Here is a 26,533-nt window from a genome sequence, read left to right on the forward strand (position 1 = left end):
TTGCCCTTGATGCCGCCCACGGGCAGCACCTGGCCGCGCAGGGTGATCTCGCCGGTCATCGCGACGTCGTCCCGCACCGGCTTGCCGGTGAGCAGGCTCGCCAGTGACACGACCATGGTGACTCCCGCCGACGGGCCGTCCTTGGGCTGACCGCCCGCAGGCACGTGCACGTGGATGCGGCTCTTCTCGAACGCGTCGGGTGGAATGCCGAGCGCCTCGGCGTTGGTGCGCACGTAGGAGAGCGCGGCCTCGGCCGACTCGCGCATCACGTCGCCCATCTGGCCGGTGAGCTGCAGCTCGGGCTTGCCCTCCATGCGCGCGGCCTCGACGAACACGAGGTCGCCGCCGATCGGCGTCCAGACCATGCCCGTCGCGACGCCCGGGCGCTCGTTGTGCTCGGCCACCTCCGGCGAGAAACGCGCCGGACCGAGCAGCTTGCCCAGGTCGTCTGCGGTCACGGTCTCGCTGGCTGCGCCCTCGGCCACCTTCAGCGCGGCTTTGCGCACCAGCGATGCGATCATGCGTTCGAAGCTGCGCACGCCCGCCTCGCGCGTGTAGCCCTCGACCACGCGCAGCAGCACGTCGTCACTGAGCTTCAACGACTCACTCGTGAGCCCGTGCTCGGCGAGCTGGCGCGGCAAGAGGTGATCGCGCCCGATGCGCAGCTTCTCGCGCGCCGTGTAGCCCGGGAGCTCGATGATCTCCATGCGGTCGAGCAGCGGCGCGGGGATCGTGTCGGCGCGGTTGGCCGTCGCGATGAACAGCACCTTCGACAGGTCGTAAGGGATCTCGACGTAGTGGTCGCTGAAGCTCGAGTTCTGCTCCGGGTCGAGCACTTCGAGCAGCGCCGACGACGGATCGCCGCGGTAGTCCATGCCGACCTTGTCGATCTCGTCGAGGATGAACACCGGATTGCGCGTGCCCGCGCTCTTGAGTGACTGCAGGATGCGGCCCGGCAGCGCGCCCACGTAGGTGCGCCGGTGGCCGCGGATCTCGGCCTCGTCGCGCACGCCGCCCAGCGACGCGCGCACGAACTTGCGGCCCATGGCGCGGGCGATCGATTTGCCGAGCGACGTCTTGCCGACGCCCGGGGGACCGAGGAAGCACAGAATGGGGCCCTTCGGGTCGGCGACCAGCTTGCGCACCGCGAGATACTCGAGGATGCGCTCCTTCACCTTCTCGAGGTCGTAGTGGTCCTCGTCGAGGATGCGGCGCGCGTGCGCCAGGTCTAGGTTGTCCTCGGTCTGCGTCTTCCAGGGCAGGTCGAGCAGCCACTCGACGTAGGTGCGCGCCACCGAGCGCTCGGGTGAGTGAGTCGGCATGCCCGAGATCCGGCCCACCTCGCGCTCGGCCACCTCGCGCGCCTCGGACGGCAGGTCGGCCTTCTCGAGCCGGTCGCGCAGCTCGTCGCCTTCGGTGCCCTGCTCGTCGTTCTCGCCCAGCTCCGCGCGGATCTTGCGCAGCTGCTCGCGCAGGAGCTTGCGGCGCTCGTCCTCGCCGATCTCGCCCGCGGCGCGTTCCGCGAAATCCTTCGAGACCTGCGCGATGCGGATCTCGCGCATCAGGTAGCGCATGAGCGTGCGCAGGCGCGCGAGCACGTCCTGCTGCGAGAGCAGCTCGATCTTCTCGGGCAGCGGCATGGTGCCGTTGAAGGCGATCACGTCGGCCAGCCGCGCGGGGTCGTCGAAGCGGTCCAGGATCTGCGCGGCCTCGTCGGGAATGTCGTCGCGCAGCGACACCAGCTCCTTGCCGAGTCTCTGGACCGTGCGCCGCGCGGCCTCGGCCTCGGGCGTGCGGTCGAGCAGGTCCGGCAGGATCTCCGTCTCGACCTCCGCGTGCCCGCTGACCTCGTCGATCGCGAGCAGGCGCACGCGCGCCAGGCCCACCACCGCGACCGAGATGCCCGAGCCGGTCTCGGCCAGGTGCACGATCTTGGTCAGGGTGCCGACGGGGTACAGGTCTTCGAGGCGCGGCGTCTCCGTCTCGGGCGCGCGCTGGGTCGCCACGACCAGGAAGCCGCCCATGCGCGCCGCCGCCTGCACGGCGGCCAGCGACGCGGCGCGGCCGACCGACAAGGGCAGAGTCACTCCGGGGAACACCACCGTGTTCCGCACCGGCAGCAGGGGAACCTGAGTGGGGACCTCGAGGCGCTCCCCACCGATCTCGATTGCGGTCTTCTTGGCTTCGCTCACCGTGCCGCCAACGCTAGACCCACCCGGCCCGCGGTCAACCCGGAAAAGCAGCGGCCGCGACCCCTCCGGAGAGGAGCCGCGGCCGGAAGCACGCCCCGCCAGGGGCGGAGATCAGTTGTACTCGAGGTCGTCGAAGTTCATCGAGTTGAAGCAGGGCACCCGCTTGACCATGTTCACGAGCGACCCGGCCTGCGAGTAGTCCTTCAGGCTGCCCTTCAGGACGATGTTCCGGTCCTTGACCGAGATGTCGAGCTTGCGCCGCGCTTGGGCGAGCTCCTCGTCGTTCTCGATCTCCTTGTCGACCTTGGCCATCAGCTCGGCGTCCTTGGCGGTCGAGCAGTCGTCGACCTTGCCCACGCGGATGCGGTTCCGGACTTCTTTCACGCCGCGCATGTTCTTGATGATCTCTTCGGCCTTCTTGCTCTGCTCGTCGGTCGCGGTGTTGCCGGTCAGCATCATCATGCCGCGCATCGACTTCACAGTGACTTCCATCAGGCCGGGCTCTTTGTAGAGGCTCTGCATGGCCTTCAGCTCGCGCTTGAATTCGGCCTGGCTCTGCGCCTTGGCGGAGCCCGCGATCCCCACGCCCACTGCGAGGACGGCGGCAAAAACGATCGCGAAATAGCGGTGCATCGAGGGGTTCCTCCCGTGAATCGGCGCGTAGCCTATCGGACGCGCTTCTCGCCGGTCAACCGACTAGTTGCAGGGAAGTTGCGGGCATGGGCCCGGGCTAGTACTTCACGGCGTCCACGACGCGGGCGAGGCTGCCGTTCCAGGACTGGAGCAGGTGGGCGGCAGGGCTGGTGCCGCGGTCCAGGATGCGGGCCAGCGGCTCGAGATAGATCGACTCGTCTTCTCCCCGCTCGTTCCGGAGGGCCTGGCGCCGCAGGCCCTGGCGCGAGAGCTCGACCAGCTCGCGCGCGACGGCCAGCAGCGGCCCGTCGGGCGCCTTCGCCTGCAGGCCCTCGCGTGCCACCGCGGCGTGCAGGGCGTCGACCTCGGCGTGACTCCAGGCAGCGAGCCGGGACAGGCCGGCCTCGAGCGCCTGGTCGTCGTAGAAGAGGCCCTTCCAGAAGGCGGGCACCGCGCACACCAGGTCGCCCGGCACCGCGTCGACGCCGCGCGTCTCGATCACGCGCTTCATGCGCACCTCGGGAAACACCGTGGTCAGGTGCACGACCCAGTCGGCGAGCGTGGCGCGCTGACCGTCGAGACCGCGCGTCATGAAGGCGCGGAAAGTGACTCCGCGCGCGGGCCGGCTGTGGCCGTCGCGCACGATCAGGAACATGGGCACGTCGAGCGCCCACTCGGTGTAGGCGCGGTAGGCGGTGCCTTCGCCGAAGTCGGGCGCGAACGCGAACGGCAGGAGACTCCAGCGGTCGTTGTCGGTGTGGCGCCAGATCTCGGCGCGGCGCGACTGGAAGCCGTTGGGCTTGCCCTCGCTGAAGGGTGAGTTGGCGAACAGCGCGGTCGAGACCGGCGAGGCGGCCAGCCCGAGCCGCAGCTTGCGCGCCGCGTCGGCCTCGTCGAAAAAGTCCAGGTTCGCCTGCACGCCGGCGGTCGCGTGCATCATGTGCAGGCCCAGGGTGTCTCGCGCGCCCAGATACTCGCGCATGATCTGGTGGCGCTCGCGCGGCATGCGCGGCAGCTCGCTCACCGCGGCCAGCGGGTGCAGGCCGAGACCCAACCACACGATGCCGAGCTCGCGCGAGACGCCGTTCACGAGCGCGATATGCTCCCGGAACTCGCGCTCGGTCTCGTGCAGGCTCGCGAGCGGCGCGCCCGAGAGCTCGAGCTGCCCGCCCGGCTCGAGCGTGATCGTGCGGCCGTCGCGCTCCAGGCCGACCAGCAGGTTGGCGTCGGTGAGCGGCTTCCAGCCGTGGCGCGTCTCGATCGCCGAGAGCAGCGCGCGGATGCCCTTGTCGCCGTCGTACGGCACCGGCCGCAGGGTCTTCGCGTACAGGCCGAGCTTCTCGTGCTCGGTGCCCACGCGCCAGTCGTCGCGCGCGGTCTCGCCCTCGCGGAAATACTCGACCAGCTGCTCCACGTCCTCGGCCGGCCGCGCCATGCGCGGATCCTCTCGAGTGAGACTCACGACCCCTCCGATGACCGCACGGGCACCCTGCCCATGCTCTCCCCGTACAAGTCCGGGTGCAGGAAGCGCAGCCAGGCCGAAGTGACTGCCTGCGCACCGCGCTCGGCGCGGGTCAGCGCGCCGCCGGTGAGTCGACCGATCGGGCCTGCACCCGGGCCCGGGTCGGGCAGGTCGGGCGGACGGCGGAACACCCGCTCGAAGCTGTCTCCGATCGGCGTGCGTGCCGCCGAGACTGCGGGCCCCGTGCAGGCGGGTGGGAACTCGAAGCCCGAGGTGAGCCCGTAGCCCTCGCGCTTGCCGTCGAACAGCACGGCACAGCCCACGTTCAGCCAGCCGCCCGGGACCTCGGGAAACGCGACCAGGCCGTCCTCGAGCCCGGCACCCAGGTCGCAGCCGCCCCGCGAGTGACTCGCGTGGGCGCGGTTGCGCGCGCCCGCGATGATCTCGGCGAAGCCCAGCGGCTGCGCGTGCACGCCCGTGTCGGCGTCGCTGGCCAGCACCTCGACCTGCGCGAAGAAGGGCGCGAGCCCGCGGCGAACCGCCTCGAGCTTCGCCGCGTTCCGGCTGCCCACGCGGACCACGACTCGTTCCCTCAAGCCCCGGAGGCCTCGCGCACCAGCGCTTCGAGGCGCTCCGCGAGCAGTGACTCGATCTCGCGCCCCGCGAGCCCCGCCTCGGCGCAGGGCCCTTCCTGCTTGCCGCGCTTGAACGGACCCACCACGCGCATCTTCCCGTCGCCACGCGCGATCGCCACGCACAAGAGCTCGAGCCGCCCGCGCGAGATCCGGAACTGCAGCGCGTCGACGTGCTTGTCGTCGGGCTCGACCGGCGAGACCTCCAGGTTCCGGAGCTGCGGCGCGCCGAGCTCCGCGGCGCGGCTGCGGAACGCCTCGACCGCCTGCAGCACCGTCTCGCGCAGCGCCGACGCAGCCGCGCGCGCGCGACCCAGCCGCTCCGGCAGATCGGGCTCGCGCGCGGCCAGCTCCTCGGCCAGCTTGCGGAAGCGCTGGGTATCCATCTGCGCAGTGTATTTCATCGCCGGGATATACTCCGCCCGCTTTGCCGAGGCTTCCGGCGGCGATCGGGATCGCAGCGGCCCTCGCCGCTTCAGCCGCGGCGCTGGCCGCATCGCGCCCTGCACTGGCCTGGACGGCGTTCGCGGCCGCGTTTCTCGTGTTCGGTCTCTCGAGCCGCGTGTCGCTCAACTGGCAGATCCTCGCGGGCACGCTCCTGGGGATCGGCTTCGGGCACGCGGTGGCCGACGGCTGGCTCGCGCCCGAGACCGCAGACGCGATGAAGAACGTGGGCAAGCTGTTCATCGGGCTGCTCAAGATGTTGATCGCGCCCATGATCCTGCTCTCCATCTCGCACGGCGTGGCCAGCATGGAGGGCGCGCGCGAGCTCGGCCGTCTGGGCTCCCGCACCGTCCTCTTGTACCTGGCTACGATGGTGCTCGCCGCGGTCACGGGTCTGGTGCTGGTGAACGCGGTGCAGCCCGGGGTCGGCAGCGATCTGGCCAACACCGCGTTCTTCCAGCAGGCCGTGGGGTCTCACAGCGCCCCGCCCCAGGGGCCGCCGAGCCTGGGCGATTTCTTCTTCACCACGCTCACCGAGGTCCTGCAGACGCCGGTCGCGGCGCTGGCCGAGGGGCGGATCCTGCCGGTGGTGGTGTTCGCGATCCTGTTCGGCGTGGCGCTCCTGCAGGTGGGGCCGAGCGCCCGGCCCGTGGTCGACTGGCTCGGCGGCGCCACGGCCGCGGTGATGAAGATCATCGGCTGGTTCGTGCGGCTCGCGCCGGTGGGCATCCTGGCGCTGATCGGGCACCTCGTGGCGACGGTCGGCTTCCGCGTGATCGTCGACAATCTCGCTGCGTTCTCGGCGGTCGTGATCGGCGCCACGGTGTTCCACTCGTTCGTGACTCTGCCCGCCATGTGCTGGTTCCTGGGCGGCATGGGACCGATCGAGCTGGTCCGCGGGCTGCGCGAGGCGCTGGTGGTGGCATTCACCACGAGCTCGAGCGCCGCCACCCTGCCCGTGTCACAGCGCTGCGTCGAGGAGAACCTGGGCGTGCCGCGCCAGATCGCCAGCTTCGTCTTGCCGCTCGGCGCGACCGTGAACAGCGATGGCACCGCGCTCTACGAGGCCGTGGCCGCCGTGTTCGTGGCCTCGCTCTACGGCATCCACCTGGGTCTGGGCGGGCAGATCGTGGTGTTCATCATCGCGATCGCGACCGCGATCGGCGCGCCCGGCATTCCGTCGGCCGGCATGGTCACGATGATCGTGGTGCTCGAAGCGGTGGGCCTGCCGGCAGAGTCCGTCGGTCTTTTGCTGACGATCGACCGCTTCCTCGACACGTTCCGCACGGTGGCGAACGTCGAGGGCGACGCGATCGTCGCGGTGATCGTCGCCCGCCAGGAAGCGGGCTCTTGAGTCACATCGCCGCGTCGAGGACGATCGCCGGATGGGCCTCGCGCAGCTCGGCGAGGCGCATCTCGCGCAGCTTGGCGAAGCGCGAGCGCGCGCGCGGCGGCACCGGCTCGCCGGCGTCGATGCGCATGCGCAGCGGGTCGAGATAGTGACCGTTCTGCGCGATGCGGAAGTCGAGGTGCGGCCCGGTCGCCAGGCCCGTCGCTCCCACGAAGCCGATCAGCTGCTTCTGCGCGACGTGCTGGCCGATGCTGAGCCCGCGCGCGAAGCGCGACAGGTGACCGTAGCTCGACACGAAGCCGTTGTGGTGCTTCACCCGGATCGTCTGGCCGAACCCGCCGCACCAGCCCGCGAACACCACCTCGCCGTCGGCGACGGCCCAGACCGGCGTCCCGACGGGCGCGGCGTAGTCGACGCCCTCGTGCGGCCGGCGCGAGTGCAGGATCGGGTGCAGGCGCGACATGGTGTAGCGCGACGAGATGCGCGAGTACTTGAGCGGCGCGGCGAGGAACGAGCGCTTGAGTGAGTTGCCGTCGGGCGAGTAGTAGCCGCCCGCGCCGTTCTCGTCCTCGAACCACACCGCCACGAAGTCCTTGCGTGCGGCGCGGTACTCGGCGGCCTGCACGCGCCCGTAGCGCACGAAGCCGTCCTTGTCGTAGTACTTCTCGAACACCAGGCGGAACTCGTCGCCGGGCCGCGTCTGAGTCGAGAAGTCGAAGTCCCAGGCGAAGATGTCGGTGAACGCGTGCGCCAGCGCCGGGCTCTCGCCCAGCTCGGTGAGCGCGTCGAACAGCGAGCGCTTGACCACCCCGCCGAGCTGAATCACTCGCCGCTCGAGCGCCGCGGCCTCGTGCGAGGCCAAAAGGTTGCCCGAGCTGTCGCGCTCGACGCGGTACACCTCGGCGCGGCCGCGCTGATACTCGAACGAGAGCAGCTGACCCGACGAGTCGCGGATCAGCGCGTAGAAGTCACCGGGGCGGGCGGCGCGCACGTCGAACACGCCGCGCAGCGAGCGGGCCACGGTCTCGACCATCTCGGGCGCCACGCCCGAGCCGCGCAGCGCGCCCGACAGCGTGCCGTTCTTGGGCACGCGGCCAGTCACGATCGTGAGTGACGGGTCGGCGTCGGGGCCGCGCTCGGTCGAGCGGTCGAGCTCCGGCGCCAGGAAGCCGTCGTCGCCAGCGGGCGGCAGCACGGAGCGCAGGTCGCCGGAGGGCAGCGGTTCGATCGAGAACAGCCGCGGGCCGAGAATGCCCGCGCGCGCGTGACTCGCCGCGAAGACGAGCAGCCCCACGGCAACAATTCGAGACCAGGTCATGTGCGCACACCCCTCCGCATGCGATCCATCGTTCCGGTGCTGTCCCCGCAACCGGCGTGCGTCGTCCTATAGTGCAATGGCCGGAATCGGCGACTGTGACCGGAGTCACAGGAGAAACGGGCACTTGGAGAGCTGACGTGACGCTCTGGGCAGGCGCGGCCAAGGTCGACATCACGCCCCCGCTCGGCGTGCCCCTCATGGGCTACGGCGCGCGGAACGGCCGGGCAACGGCCGTGGCCGATCGGATCCACGCTCGCGCTCTCTCGCTCGAGTCGCACTCGGGTCACCCCGTTCTCGTCGTCTCCGCGGAGCTTTGCTTGATGACTTCCGCACAAGCCGGCGAGCTCCGCGAGCGGATTGCCGCGCGGACCGGTCTGCCACGAGAAGCCATTCTGGTCGCTTGTACCCATACGCACTCGGGACCGGACACCGGCGTCGGCGAGCGGAACGCGGCACGTCCCGAGCCGGCGCACGTGGCGGCCCTCTTCGAGGGGATTGTCGCGGCTGGCGAGGAGGCGTGGCGGCATCGGGAACCGGCAACTCTGGCCTGGTCGCGCAGCGAGGCGCACATCGGCCGGAACCGGCGTGTCGCCGATGGCGAAGTCGACACGGGCCTGGAAGCTCTGCGCGTCGCAACTCCCGGGGCCAAACTGCTTGCGGTTTTGTTTCGCCATTCCTGCCACGGCACGGTCCGGGGTCACGACAGCCTCGAGATATCGGGCGACTGGCCCGGCGCCGCGTCGCGCCGGATCGAGGCCGAGACCGGCGCCGTCGCGCCCTTCCTGCTGGGCGCGCACGCCGACGTCGACCCGCGCACCCGAGGGCTCATGGACCTGGCGATCCCCGGCCAGAGCGTCGGTCTGGGCGCCGAAGCGGTGCGCGTGCTGGGCGGCGAAGTCGCCGACGCGGTGCTCGCGAGTCTCTCGCAGGCCCGGCCCGAGCTCGAGTCAGCGCGCGTCGTGGCGCGCAGCGCGCGCGTGAAGGCGAGGCTGCACCTGGGTCACCTGTCCGAGGCCGAGTGCGAGGCAGAGCTCGCGCGGCGCAAGGCGGAGCTCGCGAGTCACCTGGGCGTTCCGCTCGCGCAGCTGCCGCGCACCTCGGCCCTGTACGACTTCGCGAGCGAGTCGGCGCGCGCTCTGCCCGTCGAGGCCGCGCGCGAGCGCATTGCGCTCGTGCGCACCTGGCTGCGCGATCGCACCGCGCCGTTCTTCAGCGGCGGGCGGCGCGAGCTCGAGGTCGAGGTGCAGCTGCTCGCGATCGGGCAGGCGCTCTTGCTGGCGCTGCCGCTCGAGCCCACCACGGCGGTCGGGCGCGACTGGCGCGAGCGCGTGGCGCCGCTCGGGCTCGGGCTCGTGGTCGGGATCGGCAACGGCTGGCTGCGCTACCTGCCGCACGCCTCGGACCTCGCGCATCCGCGCGCGCACCAGCACTACGAGGTGCTGCAGAGCCTCTTCGCGCCCGGCACCTGCGAGTCACTGCTGGCCGCCGGCAGCGACCTGGCCCGCGAGCTCGAAGAGGCCGAGCGAAGGCCGCCCTGAGCGAGGCCCGCAAGCGCCGGAGCATGGGTAGGGGTGCCCATGCGATCACAGGTCAGGTGCGCGCAGTGAGCCGCAGGCGAACGAAGCTCGATCAGCCGCGCAGCTCGGCGATGGCCTGGGCGATGGCTTCGAACAGCGGCTCGATCTGGCCCAGCTCGAGACACGAGAAGGCGATCCGGATGTCGCTCTGGCCCATCGCGATCACGCCCGCGCCGTACTTCTCGAGCAGGTGCACGCGCAGCTTCTCGGCCGGCACGCCCTTCACGCGCAGGCACATGAAGTAGCCCGCGTTGAAGGGATACACGTCCCAGTGTTGGGCGTACTTGGGCTGGTAGACCACCTCGCGCACGCGCCGGGCGCGCGCGCGCAGGATCTCGAACTTCTCGCGCCGCTCCGCGGGCAGGGTGGGTGAGCGCAGCGCGGCCAGCACGATCGCCTGCGACAGCGAGGTGCAGTTCGAGATACTCGCGCGGATCGCGCCCATGAGCTTGCGCTCGAGCGCGGCGAACAGCGCATCGGGGTTCGCCAGCGCCGGCGGCGCGATGGTCAGGAACCCGCAGCGCAGGCCCCACACGAACAGCTCCTTGGTCGCGCCGTCGAGCTTCACGCTGACCACGTTGGGGTGCACGTTCGCGAGCAGCCCGAACGGTGACTCCTGACTGGCCTCGGGCGAGAAGATCAGCCCGAAGTACGCGTCGTCGCAGACCACCACCAGCTTCTTGCCCGCCTCGGCCGCGGCGATCACCGCCTCGCGCATGCCCGCCACCTCGGCCGGCGTGGGCATGTAGCCGGTCGGGTTGTTGGGGAAGTTCAGGATCAGGAGTGACTTCGCCGGACCGGAGAGCAGCGCCGCGCGCATGGCGGGCACGTTGAAGCGCGGGCCGTCGTAGGTCGGGAAGGTCTCGACCCGGCCGCCCAGGCGCGTCTCGAAGTTCAGAGCGTAGTTGTCCCAGAGCATGTCGGGGATCAGCACGCGGTCGCCGGGATCGACGAACAGGTCGCCCACCAGCGCGAGCCCGTGGGTCAGCGCGTGAGTCACGATCGGCAGGGACAGCGCCTTGCCGCGCAGCGAAGGGTTCTCCTCGAGCTGCTTCTTGCGCCACGCCTGGCGCAGGTCGGCGCGGCCCTGCGCCGGCGCATAGCGCACGGCGTCGGTGGGCGAGATGTCCTTCACGTGCGCCAGCACCGAGGCCAGCGCCATCGGGCCATCGCCCTCGGTGGCCTCGCCGATCGTGGCGTTCCAGCGGTGCGCCTTCTCCTTGGCCTCGGCGGACTGCGAGAGGATCCCCTTGGGGAAGTACAGCTCGCGCCCGCGCTGCGAGAGCAGCTCGTACAGGACGGGACACTCGGCGCGGATCTTGTCGTTGAGCTCGGTGGCGAGGGGGTGCATGGGGCGGAGCACGTTAGCAGGCCGGGCCGAGGCCGTTAAGCACCGCCCCGCTAAGACAGGCGCTCGAGGATGCGCGCGCGGTCCGCGAAGCCGCGCCGGCTCCAGTAGCGCAGGGCCTCGGCGTTCGCGCTCTCGACGCGCACCGAGACGCGCCGCACGTCGCGCGCGTGGAAGAAGGCGTCGGCCTCGGCGCACAGCGCGCCCGCGACGCCGCGGCGGCGCTCCGCGGGCACCACCCACAGCTCGTGGATCCAGCCCAGCGGAGCGGGGTCGGCAGCGCCGCCGCCCGGCTCGACCTCGGCGAACAGGAACCCGACCGGTGCTCCGCCGCGCTCGGCCACCAACACGCGGCAGCGCGCGCGGGACAGGCCGCGCCGGATCTCCTGGCCGAGCACCTCGCGCAAGGTCGGCGCGGGCGCGTCGCCAGGCGCGAGCCGCCGGTGGTGCTCGATCAGATCGAGCCAGAGCCCGAGCAGGGCCTCGTGGTCCTCGGCGCGCGCGGCGCGCACCGCCAGCTCCCCGCCGGCTACTTCACCACCCGATGCTCTTTTGCGCGGATCATGCGCACGGTCCCGGATTTGTCGCCCTCCTTCCAAGTACCCGTGAGCTCGTCCGGCGCCGGCCGCGCTTGCAGGTCGTACACCGACGCCTCTGCCATCTCGCCCAGCATCGCGTTCCCGCCGCCCAGTGAGTCGGTGACCACGATCTTGAGCGATGCGGGCGCCCAGGTGATCTGCCAGTCACGCGAGAAGTTCATCGTGCCCGCCTTCCCGGGGCCGCTCGCGCCCGACTTCATGCCCGACGCCATGTCGCCCGAGAGCGACTTCTTGCGCGAAGCGCGGCTCGACACGTCCATGTGGTCCTTCAGCACGGAGAGCACGGTGCCCTCGGGCTGCCAGGGCGTGTGGCCGCGCATCGCGGCGCGCCGGATCTCCTCGGTGCCCTCGTCGAACATGACGTACGGGAACTCCTCGACCTGGAGTCCGTTCGCGTCCTGTTGGATCGACCAGCCGAAGTCCTTGAAGTTGGTGATCGACTTGTCCTCGGAGCTGGCGTCCTTGTAGTGCAAGAGCACGTACCAGTCGCCGCTGAGGTCGAGCTTCGAGAGATCCTCGGCGCGCGCGCGCGGCGCGACGGCGAACGAGAGAGCCGCGATGAGGGCCAGTCCGATTCGGCGCATGTGGCGCAAGTATACCTGCGCCGCCGGTGGGGAAAGTCGCCGTTCGGGCGAGGGGGCACCACTACGACTCGTGTAAACTGCGTGCGTGGCTGCGATCTGGATCGTCTCCGAGGAGACCTCGCTCGCGGCGATCCTGGCGCATCACGTCTCGGATCTGGGCGGGACGTGGCTCGGGACGCCCGAGCGCGGCGCGTTCAAGGACGCGCCGCCCGCCGATCTGCTCGTGCTGGTCGGAGTCACGGAGACCGGCGGCGGGCGCGGGGTGCTGGAGCGCCTGCTCGCGTTCGTGCGCGACCTGCCTACACTGCGGCGTGTAGCGCCGCCGGTGCTGTACGTCGCGCCCGAGGCCGCGGGCGGGGCCGCGATCGCGCGCCTGTTCGACGACCGCAGCGTGCGCGTGGTCGAGTTTCCGCTCGACCCGGAGACACTCGCCGAGCGCGCCGCCGAGCTCCTGGCCGAGGCCGCGCCGCCGCCGAGCCTGCGCGAGCGCGCGCGCCAGGGCTGGGTGCGCGCCGAGGTCGAGCGCCAGTACGCGGGCGTGGACCTGCCGGCGCTGCGCCAGGCGGTCGACCCGCGCAACGCGCACCGGCCCGTGCTGTTCCTGGGTGAGCCCGGCTCGCGCTGCGGCCTGCTCGCCCGCTACGTGCACGTGTTCGCCGAGCCGGCGCGCGACGACTTCGTGCTTCTGTCACTCGCCGACGTCGCGCCGGGCGGCCTCGAGCGCGCCGTGCTGGAGCGCACCTCGGGCCGCCGCACCAGCCTGTATCTGCCCCGCCTCGAGCGCGCGCCGCGCGCCCTCCAGGAGGAGCTCGCACACCTGCTCGGCTCGAGCGGCGCGCTCGCGGTCGAGCCGATCCGCTGGCTCGCCGCGGCGATCCACCCGCGCATGCTCGCGCGCTCGCTGCGCGAGCTGGCCTGGCTGCGGGTCGAGCTGCCGCCCCTGCGCGCGCGCGCCGACCGGCCCGCGCTGATCGGCTCGGCGCTGCGCGCCGCCGGCGAGCGCCAAGGCCGCAGCCAGTCACTCGGCGCCGAGGCGCGGCGCGCGCTCGAGTCCTATCCCTGGCCCGGCAACCTGACCGAGCTCGACCAGGTGCTCGACCGCGGCGTAGGCGTGGCCGTCGGACACGAGATCCGACCCGAGGACCTGGTGCTGGCGACGCGCGCCGCGGCAGCGCCGGTGGCGCCAGCAGCGCCCATTGCCGAGCCCGCGCCGCTCCTGAGTCCCGAGCCGGCACCGTCTGACGGTCGCGCGGGCACCCTACCCACGCTCCCCGATGATCGCGTGGGCACCCTACCCACGCCGCCCGATGATCGCGTGGACCCGATTCTCGAGCCGGAGGCTCTTGCACCCGCTCCGGCTCCCGAGCCTGCGAGCGACGAGGACCTGATGCTCGCCACGCTCGAGTCAGTGCCCGAGTCCGAAGGGCTGCTCGACGAGATCGACTTCGAGCTCGAGGACGAGCTGCCGCCCGAGCCGTCGCCCCTGCCGGAGCGAGTCACTGCGCCCCCGGCCGCCAGCGCGCCCGCCGCGACGCCCGCCGGCCTCGAGCCCACGGCACGCGAGCTGCTCGCGCCGCTCGCGCACGAGATCCGCAAGCCGCTGCGGGCTGTGCGCACCTACGCGAGCCTGGTCGAGCAGCGGCCCACCGACGCGGCGGTGCGGCGCGAGCTGCGGCAGCTCGTCGAGGAGGACCTGGGCGGCATCGACGAGACGCTGCAGCGGGTCGAGCGCTTCCTGCGCTTCGGCCCGCCGAACCCGCGGCCGTTCGACCTCGCGCCCGCGCTCGCTGCAGAGCTCGAGGCGCGCCAGCCCCAGGCGCGCGCGCGCGAGCTGGTGGTGCTGCGCGAGCTCGACTTCGAGGCGCCGCCGCTCGTGGCCGACGAGGCCCAGATTCGCTTCGCGTTCGGCGCGCTCCTCGACCGCGCGCTGCGGCTGGTGCCGCGCGGCGGCGACGTGTATCTGGGCAGCGCGTGGGCCCGCAAGCGCGACGAGGGCGCGTCGGGTCATCGCGTGCTGCTCCGCTTCCACAGTCCCGAAGACGTGCTCGCGAGTCCGACCGGCGATTCTGAAGACGCTTTCATCGAAGTCGTGATGGCGCGCCAGATCGTCGCCCGCGCGGGCGGCACCTTCGCCGTCGACGCCAGCGGGCCGCAGGACAACGTGATTCTGGTCGAGCTCCCCGGCTAGCCCCACACGCTCTTCGGGAATGCTAGCGTCGGTGGGTTGGGTCTACGTCCACTTTCGAAGAGACTCGACGCCGTCGTGGTCGACGCCGCCGCCGAGCTGGGCGCGCTCGCCGTGCGCTATGCGCCCGTGCGCGGCTGGCCGAAGGAGCTCGTCGACCGGATTCCGCTCGAGCCCGTCGGCGAGCTGGCATACGTGGCCGGTGTTGGCCGCTGGCTGCGCATGCTGCGCGCGGCGCGCGTGCGCGTCGAGGGCGATCCGTACGAGCTGTGTCGCGATGTCGACCGGGCGGCCGAGCTGGCGCGGCGCTGCATCGGCACCACGATGCGACTTCGGGTCATGCGGCGACTCGAGCGGTCACTCACGCTCTGGACCGACAGTGGCGTGCAGCATTTCGACGCCGTGATCGACTTCACAGAGAGCGCCGACGGACTCTGGATCCGGCGCCGCGGCGGCGGACCGCTGCTCCACGTCGCGCGCGAGACGCTGATTCGTTTCGAGTCCGCGGTGCAGGAGCACTTGGAGGTCGTTTCCGTCGACGGATCGCGGCGCTGTGCATGACATGTGCGCCGAATTCGCTTGCATGCGCACCCGCAACCTGATCTAAATGCAGTGCGGGTTGCTGCTGCCCCGCGCCGGTCCGGGTCCTTCATCGGGGGGTGGAAGGTCCGAGAGTGGCTGCGGGGCAGCACCCCGCATCGTGCCGCGCCCGCATCGTTCGGACACGCGCTACCTTTCCGGGCCTTCGGAGGTTCCAACGTGTTCGGCATCGGAATGCCCGAGTTGCTGGTCATCCTGGTCGTGGCGCTCATCGTGCTCGGCCCCAAGCGCCTGCCCGAGATCGCGCGCTCACTCGGGAAAGGCATGGCGGAGTTCCGCAAGGCGTCGACGGAGTTCCAGCGCACGCTCAGCGCGTCGCTGGAAGAGACTCCGCCAGTGACTCCGCCGCGCGCCGCGGCCCCGGCGCCCGCGTCGGTCACTCCGGCCGCCGCGCCGGCCAGCCCGCCCGCCGATGCCGCGCCCGAGAAGCGAAACGATGGATGACACTCCGCGGCCGATCCTCGATCACCTCGAGGAGCTGCGGTGGCGCCTCATCTGGGTCTTCGGGATCTGGGCCGTAGCGACCATCGTCGCCACCTTCTGGGCGAAGGAGCTGTTCGCGATCCTGATGGCACCCGCCGTACACGCGGTGACCGCCTCGGGTCACACGCTGATCGCCGTGTCCCCCAGCGAGCTCTTCATGACCTACCTGAAGACCGCCATCCTCGCGGGCTTCCTCGTGGCCATGCCGGTCGCCCTGTGGCACCTGTGGGCCTTCGTCGCGCCTGGCCTCTACGAGAGCGAGCGGCGCATGGCGCTGCCCTTCGTGGTCTCGACCTCGGCCTTGTTCGTGCTGGGCTGTGCCTTCGCCTACTTCTTCGCGTTCCCGGTCATGTTCGGCTACTTCGTGTCGCTCGAGGCGGACTTCGTGCACACGGCCTGGACCACCGAGGCGGTGTTCAGCTCCTGCTCCTGGATGTACCTGGCGTTCGGGCTCTCCTTCCAGCTGCCGATCGTGCTGGTCTCGCTCGCGGTCGCCGGAGTCGTCACGCCGCAGTGGCTCGCGTCGCAGCGCAAGTACGCGATCCTGATCGCCTTCATCGCCGGCGCGATCCTGACCCCGTCGCCCGACGCGACGAGTCAGCTGATCCTCTCCGTGCCGCTCTGCCTCTTGTACGAGGTCTCGATCTGGGTCGCGCGCCTGATCGTGCGCCGGAAGGCCGCGGCGCCGAGCCTGCTGCCGGTCGCGAGCGAACGGGACGGCTGATGCCCCCGCAGCGGCTGCTCGCCGTGCTGCTCGACATGGGCGGCGTGCTGCTCCCCGAGCTGCAGAGCTACGAGCGCGCGGGGCGCGACCCGGGGTTTCTGGCCGCGCTGCGCGAGCAGGGGGTCGACGAGCCGGAGAAGCTCGTCGCCGGGCTCGCGATCCGGCTGCGCGACGCCTACCGCGCGCTCGAGAGTGAGTGCGGACAGCCCGACCTGGACGAGGTGTTTCGCGACTGCACGCCACGAGTGCGCGCGCTGGTGCTCGGCGCCTTCAAGCGTGAGTCCTCTCCGCCGCCCTACGCGCACGCGCGCGAGGTCGTGGCGCAGCTCGCGCGGCGCTACCGGCTGGGGCTCGTCTCGAACAACGCCATCCCCGGCGGTCACGAGGCCGCGGTGCTGCGCCGCACCGGTCTCTTGCGCCACTTCGGCTGCGCCGTCTGGTCCGCAGAGTTCGGCCGGCGCAAGCCCGACCCCGGCATGCTGCTCCACGTGCTGGACACACTCCGCGTTCCGCGCGAGCGCGCCATCTTCGTCGGCGACAAGCTGCGCACCGACGTGGCGGCCGCGCGCGCCGCGGGTGTGCGCTCGGTGTATCTGCGCAAGCGCGGCGCGCCTTACGCGAGCAGCCCACTTCGGCCCGACTTCACGATCGGCGACCTGCGCGCGCTGCCGGGGCTGCTGCGGTCTCTGGGCTAGGCGACGCGCCCGACGAAGTGACTGCGGAAGCGCTCGGCGTCGACGGAGGTCGCGCAGCGCATCGGGAAGGTCGAGCGCGTGGGCGCCAGCCGCTCGATGGTCCGGAACACGCCGTCGACGATCGCGGGCTCGATCTCGAGTGTCTCGAAGCCGCAGAACGACTCGTCGTAGGCGCAGGCCAGGGTGAGCGGGTCGTGCAGGAAGGCGGCGTTGTCGAAGCCGTCGCCCGGCTCGGGGTCGAGGAGCCGCCGCTGCACCGGCGTCCACAGCCGCACCGCGCGCGCGAGCGCAGCCTGGAGCTCCGAGCCGGACTTCTCGAGCCGCACGACGTCCTCGTCGCGCAGCCAGGTCTGCAGCGTGACGTCGGCGGTGACCAGCCGGGTCGGAATTCCCGAGCGCAGAACCGAGAGCGACGCGTGCGGGTCCGAGCACAGGTTGTAGTCGACGCCGAACGGGAATACGCGGCCGCGGTAGGCGACCTGGCGCAGGTGACCGCCCATCACGGTGAGTCGCCCGACGCGCGCCGCGAAGTCCGGGTCCTTGGCCAGCGCCAGGGCCAGATTGGTGAGCGGACCGACGGCGACGATCTCGAGCCCCGGCCAGCGCTCGGAGAGCGCGAGCAGCGCATCGGCGCCGTGCATCGGCTCGATCGCAGGCTCGAGCCCGGGCTCCAGGATCCCCAGCCCCTCGTGACCGAACCAGTTGTAGCCCGGCCCGCCCAGCAGCGGCGTGCGGCAGCCGGCATAGACGGGAATCTGCGGCGCGCCCGCGAGCTCGACCAGCCGGCGCGCGATCTGCGCGCGCAAGCGCGACTCGCGGCCCACGCAAGTGACTCCCACGAGCTCGAGCTCGGGCGCGGCGAGCGCCAGGGCGAGACACAGCGCGTCGTCGGCGTCCGACCCCATGTCGGTGTCGAGCACGATGCGGCGGCGCGCGCTCACGGCTTGGGCGCGGGTCGCGCGAACTCGGTCTCGATGAAGCTCGTGTCGAACTCGCCCGAGAGGAACTTCGCGTTCTCGAGCACGCGGCGGTGGAAGGGCAGCGAGGTCTTCGGGCCCTCGATCGCGTACTCGTGCAGCGCGCGGCGCGCGCGTGCGATCGCCTCTTCGCGGTCGGCACCCCAGCAGCACAGCTTCGCGAGCAGCGGGTCGTAGTACACGCTCACTTCCGAGCCTGCGGCGACGCCCGAGTCGACGCGCACGCCGGGTCCCTCGGGCGCGCGGTAGCCCGTGATCTTTCCCGGCGAAGGCAGGAAGCTCTTGTCGGGATCCTCGGCGTAGATGCGCAGCTCGATCGCCCAGCCGCGGATGCCCACGTCGTCCTGGCGGAAGCCGATCGGCTCGCCGGCCGCGATGCGGATGCCGGTCTTCACGATGTCGATGCCGGTGACCAGCTCGGTGACCGGGTGCTCGACCTGCACGCGCGTGTTCATCTCGAGGAAATAGAAGCTTCCCTTCGCGTCGACGAGAAACTCGACCGTGCCCGCGCCCCGGTAGCCGACGGCGCGCGCAGCCGCGACCGCGGCGCGGCCCATGTCTTCGCGCAGCTTGGGCGTCATGCCGTTCGCGGGCGCCTCTTCGATCAGCTTCTGGTGCCGGCGCTGGATCGAGCACTCGCGCTCGCACAGGTGCAGCACGTTGCCGAACGAGTCACCGAGCACCTGGATCTCGATGTGTCTCGGGCCGTCGACGATCTTCTCCAGGTAGATCCCGTCGTCGGCGAAGGCGGACTTGGCCTCGGAGCGCGCGCGCTTCAGCGCGGCGGCGAGCTCCGACTCCTGTGACACCCGCCGCAGGCCGCGGCCGCCGCCGCCCGCGCTCGCCTTCACCATGACCGGGAAGCCGAGCTCGCGCGCGACCGCCAGCACCTGGTCGTCGCCCAGTCTCTCGATCGCGCCCGGCACGACCGGCACCTTGGCCGCCTGCATGCGCTGGCGCGAGATCACCTTGTCGCCCATGGCCGCGATCGTTGCGGGCGTGGGGCCGATGAAGGTGAGCTTCGCGTCGGCGCAGGCCTGCGCGAAGTCGGCGTTCTCGGACAGGAAGCCGTAGCCGGGGTGCACGGCGTCGGCGCCGCAGGCGCGCGCGATCTCGACGATGCGCGCGACGTCGAGGTAGCTCTGCGCGGCGGGCGGCGGCCCGCACGGGTGCGCCTCGTCGGCGTGGCGCACGTGCACGGCGTCGCGGTCGACCTCGGAGTAGATCGCGGCCGAGCGCACGCCGAGCTCGCGGCAGGCCCGCGCGATGCGCACCGCGATCTCCCCGCGGTTCGCGATCAGCACCTTCTGGAACGGCGGGGCGCGGCGCGCAGCCGGAGACAGCGTCAGTACTCCTTCTGCGCCTGCAGCACCGTGATCGCGGTGAGATTCACGATGTCGTCGACCGTTGCGGTCGGTTGCAGTGAGTTCACCGGCGAGCGCATACCCATGAGGATCGGCCCGACCACGGTCGCGCCGCCGATCGTGCCCATGAGCCGGGTCGAGATGTGCGCCGAGTCCAGGTTCGGGAAGATCAGCACGTTGGCCTCGCCCTTGATCTCGGCGAAGCCGAAGCGCGACGCGCGCCGCTCGGGGTCGAGCGCGATGTCGGCGTGCATCTCGCCGTCGATCTTCAGGTCCTTCCAGCGTTCGCGCGCCAGGTCGACCGCGCGCGCCAGCTTCTCGGTGCGCTCGTTGCGCACGCTGCCCCAGTTCGAGAACGAGAGCACCGCCACGGTCGGGTCGAAGCCGAACCAGCGCGCGGTCTCGGCGCCCAGGCCCGCGATCTCGGCCAGCTCTTCGGCGCTGGGATCGATGTTCACCGAGCCGTCGGCGAAGAACACCACGCGGTCCTTCTGGATCACCACGTACACGCCTGCGGCCACCGAGTGACCCTCGGCCAGCCCGACGATCTCGAGCGAGGGCCGCACCGATTCGGAGTAGCTCTTGGTGAGTCCCGCGACGAGCCCGTGCGCGTCGCCCATGCGCACCATCATCACGCCGAAGTAGCCGCGCCGGCCCAGCAGGCGCTCGGCGTCGCGGTCGGTGACTCCCTTGCGCCGCCGCAGGCTGACCAGCTCCTTGCGGTAGTAGACGAGCTTCTCACTCGTGCGCGGATCGACGATCGGCACGCCGTCGAGGTCGACGCCGAGCTCGGCGGCCTTGGCGCGCACCTCGGTCGCGCTGCCGATCAGGATCGGGTCGCAGATCTCCTCCTGGCGCAGGATCTGGATCGCGCGCAGCACGCGCTCCTCGTTGCCCTCGGGGAACACGATGCGCTTGGGACTCGACTTCGCGCTGTTGATCACGCCGCGCATGAACTCGCGCGAGCGGCCGAGGTGGCGCTCGAGGCCCTCGCGGTACTCGTCGAGGTCGAGCTGCACGCGCGCGACGCCGGACTCCATGGCCGCGCGCGCCACCGCCGTGGACTCGTAGATCAAGACGCGCGGATCGAACGGCTTGGGAATGATGTAGGTGGGGCCGAACTCGAAGCGCTCGCCGGGGTAGGCGTGTCTCACCTCTTCGGGCAGGCCCTGCTCGCCTTGCTTGGCGAGGTCGGCGAGCGCGTGCACCGCGGCGAGCTTCATCTCGATGTTGATCTTGCGCGCGCGCACGTCGAGCGCGCCGCGGAAGATGAACGGGAAGCCGAGCACGTTGTTGACCTGGTTCGGGTAGTCACTGCGCCCGGTGGCCATGATCGCGTCGTCGCGCACCGAGGTCACCTCGGCCGGCGTGATCTCCGGGTCGGGGTTCGCCATGGCGAAGATGATCGGGTTGGGCGCCATGCTGCGGACCATGTCCTTGGTCACGGTGCCGGCCGACGAGACCCCGACGAACGCGTCGGCGCCGCGCATGGCGTCGGCCAGGCTGCGCGCCTTGGTGTCTCGCGCGTAGCGCTGCTTGTACTTGTTCATGCCCTCGGTGCGGCCCTGGTAGATCACGCCCTTGGAGTCGGTCATGAGCACGTTCTCGGGCCGCACGCCGAGATGCACGTACAGGTCCGCGCAGGCGATGCCCGCGGCGCCGGCGCCCGCGAACACGACCTTCACGTCCTCGATGCGCCGCTTCGTGAGCTCGAGCGCGTTCAGGAACGCGGCCGCCGAGATGATCGCCGTGCCGTGCTGGTCGTCGTGGAACACGGGGATGTCCATCGACGCGACCAGCCGCTCCTCGATCTCGAAACACTCGGGCGCGCGGATGTCTTCCAGGTTGATCCCGCCGAAGGTGGGCTCGAGCAGCTGCACCGTGCGGATCACTTCCTCGGCGTCCTCGGTCGCGAGCTCGATGTCGAACACGTCGATGCCCGCGAAGCGCTTGAACAGGACGCCCTTGCCCTCCATGACCGGCTTGCCGGCGAGCGCGCCGATGTTGCCCAGGCCGAGCACCGCCGTGCCGTTGGTGACCACGGCCACGAGGTTCGCGCGCGAGGTGTACTTGAACGCGTCGTCGGGTCGCTTCTGGATCTCGAGACACGGCTCCGCGACGCCCGGCGTGTAGGCCATGGAGAGATCGCGCGCGGTCAGCACGCTCTTGGTCGGCGTGACCTCGATCTTCCCCGGCTTGCCCTTCCGGTGGTATTCCAGCGCCTGTTCTTTGGTGATCACGGGGAGTTCCTCACTCTGTGGCGCGAGTCACTGCAGGAGCGCCTGCGTGGCCTCGCGGCGGCGCCGGGCGACCTGCTCGGGGGACTCGGGCCCGCGCCGTTCGTCGGGCTCGATCTGGAAGATCCGCTCGCCCTTCTTCACGACGCTGCCGTCGCGCTCGGCCATCAGGCACTTTACGACGGTGCCCGCAAACGGTGCGAGCACCTTGTTGAACATCTTCATGACCTCGATCACGAACAGCGGCTGCCCGGCCTCGAAGTGCTGCCCCTCCTCGACCAGCGGCGGCAGGTGCGGCGCCTCGCGGCCGTAGAACGTGCCCGCCATGGGGGTCACGATCTCGTCGGACGCGGCGGCCGGCGCCGGCGCGAGCGCGCGCGCGAGCTCGCCGGCGCTCTTGGCGTCGGCGAAGCGCTCGGGGAACGAGATGCCCAGCTCGTCGTCGACGCGCACGTCGAGGAAGCCCGAGCGCAGGCCCGCGCGCGGGATCATCAGCAAGAGCTCGAGCCCGAGCTGGAAGCCGCGGTGCGCGGCCACGCACTGCTTCCACAGCCTGGCGTCGCCGCTTGCGAGCGCGGCATTCGACTTCTGGGCGAACAGCGCCTCGAGCGCCGCGTGATCGGCCGCGCCGGTGCGTGACTCGACCTCGGCGTAGAAGGCGCGCGCCGCGTCCAGCACCTCGGCGTCGTGGTCCCAGATCTGTTCGGAGGGCGATTTGTCCGGGCGCGCCTCGAGGTCGAGGAAGTGATAGAGGCGCTCCAGGAAGCGCACGGGGTTGGCCACGAAGCGCGCGCTCTGGCCGTCGGCCTTCCACAGCTCGCCGTCGTAGCGGCCGAGGAACCCGCCGAGCAGGTGCGCGTTCGCGAACAGCCGGCCCAGCGGCCGCAGCAGGAGTGTCTCCTTGGCCTCGAGCGCCGCCGTCGCGTCGGGGTGCTTCTGCGCGCGCAGGCGCGACTGCCAGGCCTGCTCGAGGTCGACGTCGTTCGCGACCTGCGCGAGCGCGCCCACCGCACCGAGATAGGCGCCCATGAAGCGCGTGTTCGGCTCGGCCATCACGCCGCGCCCGAGGAACCACTGGATCAGCCCGTAGTGCACCTCGAGGTTGGTGTGCAGGTCGTCGCCGCGCAGCTCCATGCGGCGCAGGATCTCCGCCATGCGCTCGTAGTTGTCGCGCCGCGACTCACCGTGGGTGAGCAAGAGCGCCACGTTCGAGTCGTACGCGCCCGCCACGTTGTAGTAGACGAACGAGTGGGTGTCGGGATTGCGGATGCCGATGCCCTGGTCGAAGCGGATCTCCTCGGGCAGCGCCGGCGACCAGCTCTTGATCAGCCCGCCGGCGTGCGGCTGGAGCGCGGCGTTGGTGGCGTTGATGCGCACCTCGAGGCCCGACGGGAAGCGCGGCAGGCGCTGGGGCTTGGGCACGCGCGGGCCGTGCGCCGCCAGCAGCGCCATGGCCTCGATCAGCCGGTCGACGTGGAAGCACTCGCGCGGGTCGTCGGGGTTCTCGAAGCGCAGCCGGTACACGAGCTCGGTCACGCCGTGCTCGACCTGGATGCGCGTGTTCATCTCCATGAAGAAGTGGCGGAAGCCCTCGACGATGCACTCGAAGGTCGAGACGGAGTCGAGTCCGGTCGCGCTGCCGAACTTCTCGCTCTCGGCCTCCATGCGCGCGAGATACTCGGCGTCGCCGCGCAGCACCTCGCGCGTCTTGCCGCTGGCGCGCGCGGCCTCGGCCTCGACCAGCTCCTTTGTGAGCGAGACCTCGACCAGCTTCTGCTCGTGCATCTGCACCGAGCAGTCCCGCCCGCCCAGCGAGAGACACCAGCTGCCGTTGCCGATCAGCTGGATCTCGTTGTGGCGCGTGCGCTCGATGTTGAGCTCGACCAGGAAGTTCCGGTTCGAGCCCGGCTCGAGCACCTTGGACTCGGCGCACACGTCGACCACCGCGGCCGGGATCTCCTCGGCCTTGGAGACCACGCGCTGGCCCTTGCCGCCGCCGCCGCCGATGTACTTGAAGCGGATGCGGTGGGTCGGATACTCCGCCCAGATCTCCCGGCAGATGCGCTCGGCCTCGGCCTGCAGCTCGGCGATGGTCACGAGCTCGACCGTCTTGGCGTAGCCGGCCTGCAGGAGTGACTCCGCGTTCTCGGCCAGCGTCACGCCCGCGTCCCAGGCGAACACGAGCTCGTGCTTCTTCGCCAGCTTCTCGAGCGCCGCGCGGTCCTTGGACTTCGCGAGCAGCGCGCGCGCCGACACGTCGTCGACGCCGGGAATCACCGCGTTGCCCAGGCTCCGCGCGAGCTTCTTGGCCTCGTCCTTGGCGCCCGCCCTGCGGATCACCGCCGACGACGGGCCCATGAAGCCGACGCCCGCGGCCTCGATCGCGGCCACGAACTCGGCGTCCTCGGCCATGAAGCCGTAGCCGGCGAACACGTGGGTGTAGCCGTGGTCGACCGCAATCGCGACGATCTCCGCGATGCGCCGCTGCTTCTGCTCCTGGCCCACGCCGGTGTAGTCGGGCACGCGGTGCACGTTGTTCGGGAAGCGGAAGCTGCGCAGCTCGGGCGCGAGACAGCGCGGGTAGACCACCGAGTCCTTCTCGGACAGGAGCATCCCGTACTCGCGAACGCCGATCTCGTCGAAGACCTGGAAGGCCTCGAGCCGCACCGGCCCTCGGCACACCACCAGCACCTTCAAGTGAGCCAGCGAGAACGAGCGCAGCCAGGGGCTCGCAGCCTGTGCGAAGCGGCCCGGCACGAGATCGCGGTCGAGCACTATTCGAACTCCCGCTGCGGCCCGCTCATCGGCGACGCCGAGTAAGTGCGCATCAGGAAGGCCAGGTGCTCGCCCAGCACGCGCCGGCTGGTGCCGGGCATGACGATGCGCGAGACCGAGCCCAGCGACAGCGCCTCGTTCGGGTTCATGAGCTCGCGTTCGTAGCGCTCGCGCAACAGCTTCAGCCCCTGGTCTCGCACGCGCCGGGCCTCGACTTCGGACATGCCGTCGGCGAGTGACTTGCGGAAGTCGGCGTCGAGCGCGCGGATCTCGTCCTTGAACACGAACTCGGTGCCGCCGCCCGGCCCCATGACCGCGATGCGCGACATGGGCATGGCGAACACCGCGTCGGCGCCGGTGAAGTGACTGTTGTAGGCCGCGTACGCGCCGCCGAAGGCGTTGCGGATGATCAAGGTCATGCGCGGCACGCGCAGGTCGACGATCGCGTCCAGCAGCCGCCGGCCTTCGAGGATGATCCCGCGCGACTCCTGTTCGGTGCCGGGCAGGAAGCCGGTCACGTCCTCGAGGAAGATCATGGGGACGTTGTAGAGGTTGCAGAAGCGGATGAAGCGCGTGGCCTTGCGCGCGGCGTCGACGTCGATCTGGCCGCTCGCGACCGCGGAGTTGTTGGCCACGAAGCCCACCACGTGACCCCCGATGCGCCCGAACGCGGTGATCATGTTGCGCGCGCGGCTCGGCTGCAGCTCGAAATACTCGCCGTGATCGACGATCTGCTGCAGGAACAGCGTGATGTCGAGCGGGGCGCTCATGCCCGCGGCCGAGTCGAAGGTCTTGCGGAACAGGATGTCCTCTTCCAGCGTGAAGCGGTCGAGTGGATCACTCGTGGGGGCGAAGGGCGCGAGCTCCCGGTTGTTGTTGGGCAGGTAGGTCAGGAGCCGCAGCGCGGTGCGCAGTGACCCGACCTCGTCCGACGTGGTGATGTCGCACACGCCGTTCATGCCGTGCACGCCCGGCCCGCCCAGCGCGTCGGCAGTCACGTCCTCGCCCAGCGCCGACTTGACCACGCCGGGGCCGGTGAGCCCGATGAACGTGTCGGCGCACTGGATCATGAACGAGCCCTGGCGCGGGAGATATGCGCCGCCGCCCGCGTTGTAGCCGAACATCAGGCTGATGCACGGCACCACGCCCGAGATGCGCCGCAGCGCGGTGAAGGCCTCGCTGTAGCCGTCGAGCCCGCCCACGCCCGCGGGCACGAACGCGCCCGCCGAGTCGTTCATGCCGATGAGCGGTATGCCGCGCTCCGCGGCCATGTAGATCAGGCGCGCGAGCTTGGCGCCGTTGGTGGCGTCCATCGAGCCTGCGCGCAGCGTGAAGTCGTGGCCGTAGACCGCCACGTCGCGCCCCGCGATCGACAGGACGCCCGTCACGATCGACGCGCCGTCGAGCCCCTTGCCCCAGTTCTGCCACATGAGGTTGGGCTCGTGACTCGTGAGCACGCGCAGCCGCTCGAACACGGTCATGCGGTTCTTGGCGTGCTGCACGCGCACGCGCGCGAGCCCGCCGCCGCGCCTGGGCCGCTCGAGCAGCTCGCGCCCGCGGTCGATCGACTCTTCGTAGAACGCCGCCGAGGGATGCGAGGAGTCGGTGCGCCTCACCGCGGCTTTCTTGGCCAACGGATTCTGCAGCGCGAACTCGGGTGTCTCGATCTCCATGCGCGGGATTCTCCGGCTGCTCGGCGAAACGCGAGTCAGAGCGCCGCGATCTCGACGAGCCGAGCCTCGAGGGTGCGCCTGTAGTCTTCCAAATCCACCGGCTGGCGCGCGACGCCGCTCTCCATGGCCGCCCGGGCCACGGCCATCGACTCGTGGATCAGCACGCGCGGATCGAAGGGCTTGGGAATGATGTAGGTCGGCCCGAAGTCGAACCGCTCGTTCGGATAGGCGCGGCGCACGGCGTCGGGCACGCCGGCGTCGCCGCTGCGCGCCAGATCCGCCAGCGCGTGCACGGCCGCCAGCTTCATCTCCATGTTGATCTTGCGCGCGCGCACGTCGAGCGCGCCGCGGAAGATGAAGGGGAAGCCGAGCACGTTGTTCACCTGGTTCGCGTAGTCGGAGCGGCCCGTCGCCATGATGGCGTCGTCGCGCACGGCGGCGACCTCGGCCGGCGTGATCTCGGGGTCGGGATTGGCCATGGCGAAGATGATGGGCTTGGGCGCCATGGCCCCGACCATCTCACCGGTGACCGTGCCGGCCGACGACACACCGACGAACACGTCGGCTCCGCGCAGCGCGTCGGCCAGGGTGCGCGCCTTGGTGTTGCGCACGTAGCGCGCCTTGTACTTGTTCATGCCGTCGGTGCGGCCCTGCCACAGGACGCCCTTCGAGTCGGTCAT

22 protein-coding genes are annotated in these 26,533 nt (G+C 70.9%); 7 read left to right on the forward strand and 15 right to left on the reverse strand.

The features are described 5' to 3' along the window. From lon to VMR86_11905, 5 genes are all read right to left on the reverse strand, one after another. On the reverse strand, positions 1 to 2,192 hold a 2,192-nt coding region (gene lon / locus VMR86_11885), incomplete at its 3' end, for an endopeptidase La (GenBank protein ID HTO07742.1). Between the two features lie 111 nt (positions 2,193 to 2,303). Next, a complete protein-coding gene (locus VMR86_11890; GenBank protein ID HTO07743.1) occupies positions 2,304 to 2,825 on the reverse strand; it encodes a BON domain-containing protein in 522 nt (173 codons plus the stop codon). 97 nt (positions 2,826 to 2,922) lie between these two features. Beyond that, positions 2,923 to 4,260, reverse strand: coding sequence for a glutamate--cysteine ligase (locus VMR86_11895; GenBank protein HTO07744.1), 1,338 nt, complete (start codon positions 4,258 to 4,260; stop codon positions 2,923 to 2,925). A 23-nt stretch (positions 4,261 to 4,283) separates the two neighbouring features. Next, positions 4,284 to 4,883: a DUF84 family protein gene (locus VMR86_11900; protein HTO07745.1), complete on the reverse strand. Its 600-nt coding sequence runs from the start codon at positions 4,881 to 4,883 to the stop codon at positions 4,284 to 4,286. After that, positions 4,880 to 5,323, reverse strand: a complete 444-nt coding sequence (locus tag VMR86_11905) for a hypothetical protein (GenBank protein HTO07746.1) — start codon at positions 5,321 to 5,323, stop codon at positions 4,880 to 4,882. Before VMR86_11905 ends, VMR86_11900 begins: the two co-directional genes overlap by 4 nt. 23 nt (positions 5,324 to 5,346) lie before the next feature. Between VMR86_11905 and VMR86_11910 the strand changes: the two genes are divergently transcribed. Further along, the gene (locus tag VMR86_11910) at positions 5,347 to 6,717 is read left to right on the forward strand and encodes a dicarboxylate/amino acid:cation symporter (protein HTO07747.1); all 1,371 of its coding nucleotides are present in this window, start codon (positions 5,347 to 5,349) and stop codon (positions 6,715 to 6,717) included. 1 nt (position 6,718) lies between these two features. On the opposite strand, the gene VMR86_11915 is transcribed toward VMR86_11910, so the two are convergent. Beyond that, on the reverse strand, positions 6,719 to 8,008 hold the full coding sequence (locus VMR86_11915) for a peptidoglycan DD-metalloendopeptidase family protein (GenBank protein HTO07748.1): 1,290 nt from the start codon (positions 8,006 to 8,008) through the stop codon (positions 6,719 to 6,721). Between the two features lie 161 nt (positions 8,009 to 8,169). On the opposite strand from VMR86_11915, the gene VMR86_11920 reads away from it, so the two are divergent. Beyond that, entirely contained in the window at positions 8,170 to 9,570 is a 1,401-nt protein-coding gene (locus tag VMR86_11920; protein ID HTO07749.1) for a neutral/alkaline non-lysosomal ceramidase N-terminal domain-containing protein, read from the forward strand. A gap of 91 nt (positions 9,571 to 9,661) precedes the next feature. On the opposite strand, the gene VMR86_11925 is transcribed toward VMR86_11920, so the two are convergent. The 3 genes from VMR86_11925 to VMR86_11935 are packed head-to-tail and all read right to left on the reverse strand — an operon-like array spanning position 9,662 to position 12,140. Further along, entirely contained in the window at positions 9,662 to 10,960 is a 1,299-nt protein-coding gene (locus tag VMR86_11925; protein HTO07750.1) for an aminotransferase class I/II-fold pyridoxal phosphate-dependent enzyme, read from the reverse strand. A 50-nt stretch (positions 10,961 to 11,010) separates the two neighbouring features. Beyond that, entirely contained in the window at positions 11,011 to 11,469 is a 459-nt protein-coding gene (locus VMR86_11930; GenBank protein HTO07751.1) for a GNAT family N-acetyltransferase, read from the reverse strand. 17 nt (positions 11,470 to 11,486) lie between these two features. Then, a complete protein-coding gene (locus tag VMR86_11935; GenBank protein ID HTO07752.1) occupies positions 11,487 to 12,140 on the reverse strand; it encodes a hypothetical protein in 654 nt (217 codons plus the stop codon). Positions 12,141 to 12,225: 85 nt separating this feature from the next. On the opposite strand from VMR86_11935, the gene VMR86_11940 reads away from it, so the two are divergent. The 5 genes from VMR86_11940 (at position 12,226) to VMR86_11960 (ending at position 16,827) form a co-directional block, all read left to right on the forward strand. Continuing rightward, entirely contained in the window at positions 12,226 to 14,328 is a 2,103-nt protein-coding gene (locus VMR86_11940) for a hypothetical protein (protein HTO07753.1), read from the forward strand. 75 nt (positions 14,329 to 14,403) lie between these two features. Beyond that, positions 14,404 to 14,886, forward strand: coding sequence for a hypothetical protein (locus VMR86_11945; protein HTO07754.1), 483 nt, complete (start codon positions 14,404 to 14,406; stop codon positions 14,884 to 14,886). A 198-nt stretch (positions 14,887 to 15,084) separates the two neighbouring features. Further along, entirely contained in the window at positions 15,085 to 15,369 is a 285-nt protein-coding gene (locus tag VMR86_11950; GenBank protein HTO07755.1) for a TatA/E family twin arginine-targeting protein translocase, read from the forward strand. After that, the gene (gene tatC, locus VMR86_11955) at positions 15,362 to 16,132 is read left to right on the forward strand and encodes a twin-arginine translocase subunit TatC (GenBank protein ID HTO07756.1); all 771 of its coding nucleotides are present in this window, start codon (positions 15,362 to 15,364) and stop codon (positions 16,130 to 16,132) included. Before VMR86_11950 ends, tatC begins: the two co-directional genes overlap by 8 nt. Further along, positions 16,132 to 16,827, forward strand: coding sequence for an HAD family hydrolase (locus tag VMR86_11960; GenBank protein ID HTO07757.1), 696 nt, complete (start codon positions 16,132 to 16,134; stop codon positions 16,825 to 16,827). Before tatC ends, VMR86_11960 begins: the two co-directional genes overlap by 1 nt. Here the strand turns inward: VMR86_11960 and VMR86_11965 are convergent. The 6 genes from VMR86_11965 to VMR86_11990 all read right to left on the reverse strand — a co-directional run. Continuing rightward, the gene (locus VMR86_11965) at positions 16,824 to 17,768 is read right to left on the reverse strand and encodes a nucleoside hydrolase (GenBank protein ID HTO07758.1); all 945 of its coding nucleotides are present in this window, start codon (positions 17,766 to 17,768) and stop codon (positions 16,824 to 16,826) included. The two genes, VMR86_11960 and VMR86_11965, sit on opposite strands and share 4 nt — an antisense overlap. Beyond that, complete coding sequence (gene accC, locus VMR86_11970; protein HTO07759.1) at positions 17,765 to 19,108, reverse strand: acetyl-CoA carboxylase biotin carboxylase subunit; 1,344 nt, start codon at positions 19,106 to 19,108, stop codon at positions 17,765 to 17,767. The genes VMR86_11965 and accC overlap by 4 nt, the downstream gene beginning before the upstream one ends. A 41-nt stretch (positions 19,109 to 19,149) precedes the next feature. Continuing rightward, positions 19,150 to 21,408: an NADP-dependent malic enzyme gene (locus VMR86_11975; GenBank protein ID HTO07760.1), complete on the reverse strand. Its 2,259-nt coding sequence runs from the start codon at positions 21,406 to 21,408 to the stop codon at positions 19,150 to 19,152. A 27-nt stretch (positions 21,409 to 21,435) separates the two neighbouring features. Continuing rightward, entirely contained in the window at positions 21,436 to 24,180 is a 2,745-nt protein-coding gene (locus tag VMR86_11980) for a biotin/lipoyl-containing protein (GenBank protein HTO07761.1), read from the reverse strand. Then, positions 24,180 to 25,853: a carboxyl transferase domain-containing protein gene (locus VMR86_11985; GenBank protein ID HTO07762.1), complete on the reverse strand. Its 1,674-nt coding sequence runs from the start codon at positions 25,851 to 25,853 to the stop codon at positions 24,180 to 24,182. Before VMR86_11985 ends, VMR86_11980 begins: the two co-directional genes overlap by 1 nt. Before the next feature lie 35 nt (positions 25,854 to 25,888). Beyond that, positions 25,889 to 26,533 (reverse strand): malic enzyme-like NAD(P)-binding protein (locus VMR86_11990; GenBank protein ID HTO07763.1); only part of this gene is annotated, 645 nt, incomplete at its 5' end.

It is taken from the genome of Myxococcota bacterium (assembly GCA_035498015.1).
Classification (GTDB): Bacteria; Myxococcota_A; UBA9160; order SZUA-336; family SZUA-336; genus VGRW01.

Excerpts from the sequence above, each read along its gene's own strand:
- VMR86_11905 (HTO07746.1), bottom strand. The coding sequence starts at position 5,323 with ATGAAATACACTGCGCAGATGGATACCCAGCGCTTCCGCAAGCTGGCC.
- VMR86_11985 (HTO07762.1), bottom strand. The coding sequence starts at position 25,853 with ATGGAGATCGAGACACCCGAGTTCGCGCTGCAGAATCCGTTGGCCAAG.
- tatC (HTO07756.1), top strand. The coding sequence starts at position 15,362 with ATGGATGACACTCCGCGGCCGATCCTCGATCACCTCGAGGAGCTGCGG.
- VMR86_11960 (HTO07757.1), top strand. The coding sequence starts at position 16,132 with ATGCCCCCGCAGCGGCTGCTCGCCGTGCTGCTCGACATGGGCGGCGTG.
- VMR86_11890 (HTO07743.1), bottom strand. The coding sequence starts at position 2,825 with ATGCACCGCTATTTCGCGATCGTTTTTGCCGCCGTCCTCGCAGTGGGC.
- VMR86_11925 (HTO07750.1), bottom strand. The coding sequence starts at position 10,960 with ATGCACCCCCTCGCCACCGAGCTCAACGACAAGATCCGCGCCGAGTGT.
- VMR86_11935 (HTO07752.1), bottom strand. The coding sequence starts at position 12,140 with ATGCGCCGAATCGGACTGGCCCTCATCGCGGCTCTCTCGTTCGCCGTC.
- VMR86_11895 (HTO07744.1), bottom strand. The coding sequence starts at position 4,260 with ATGGCGCGGCCGGCCGAGGACGTGGAGCAGCTGGTCGAGTATTTCCGC.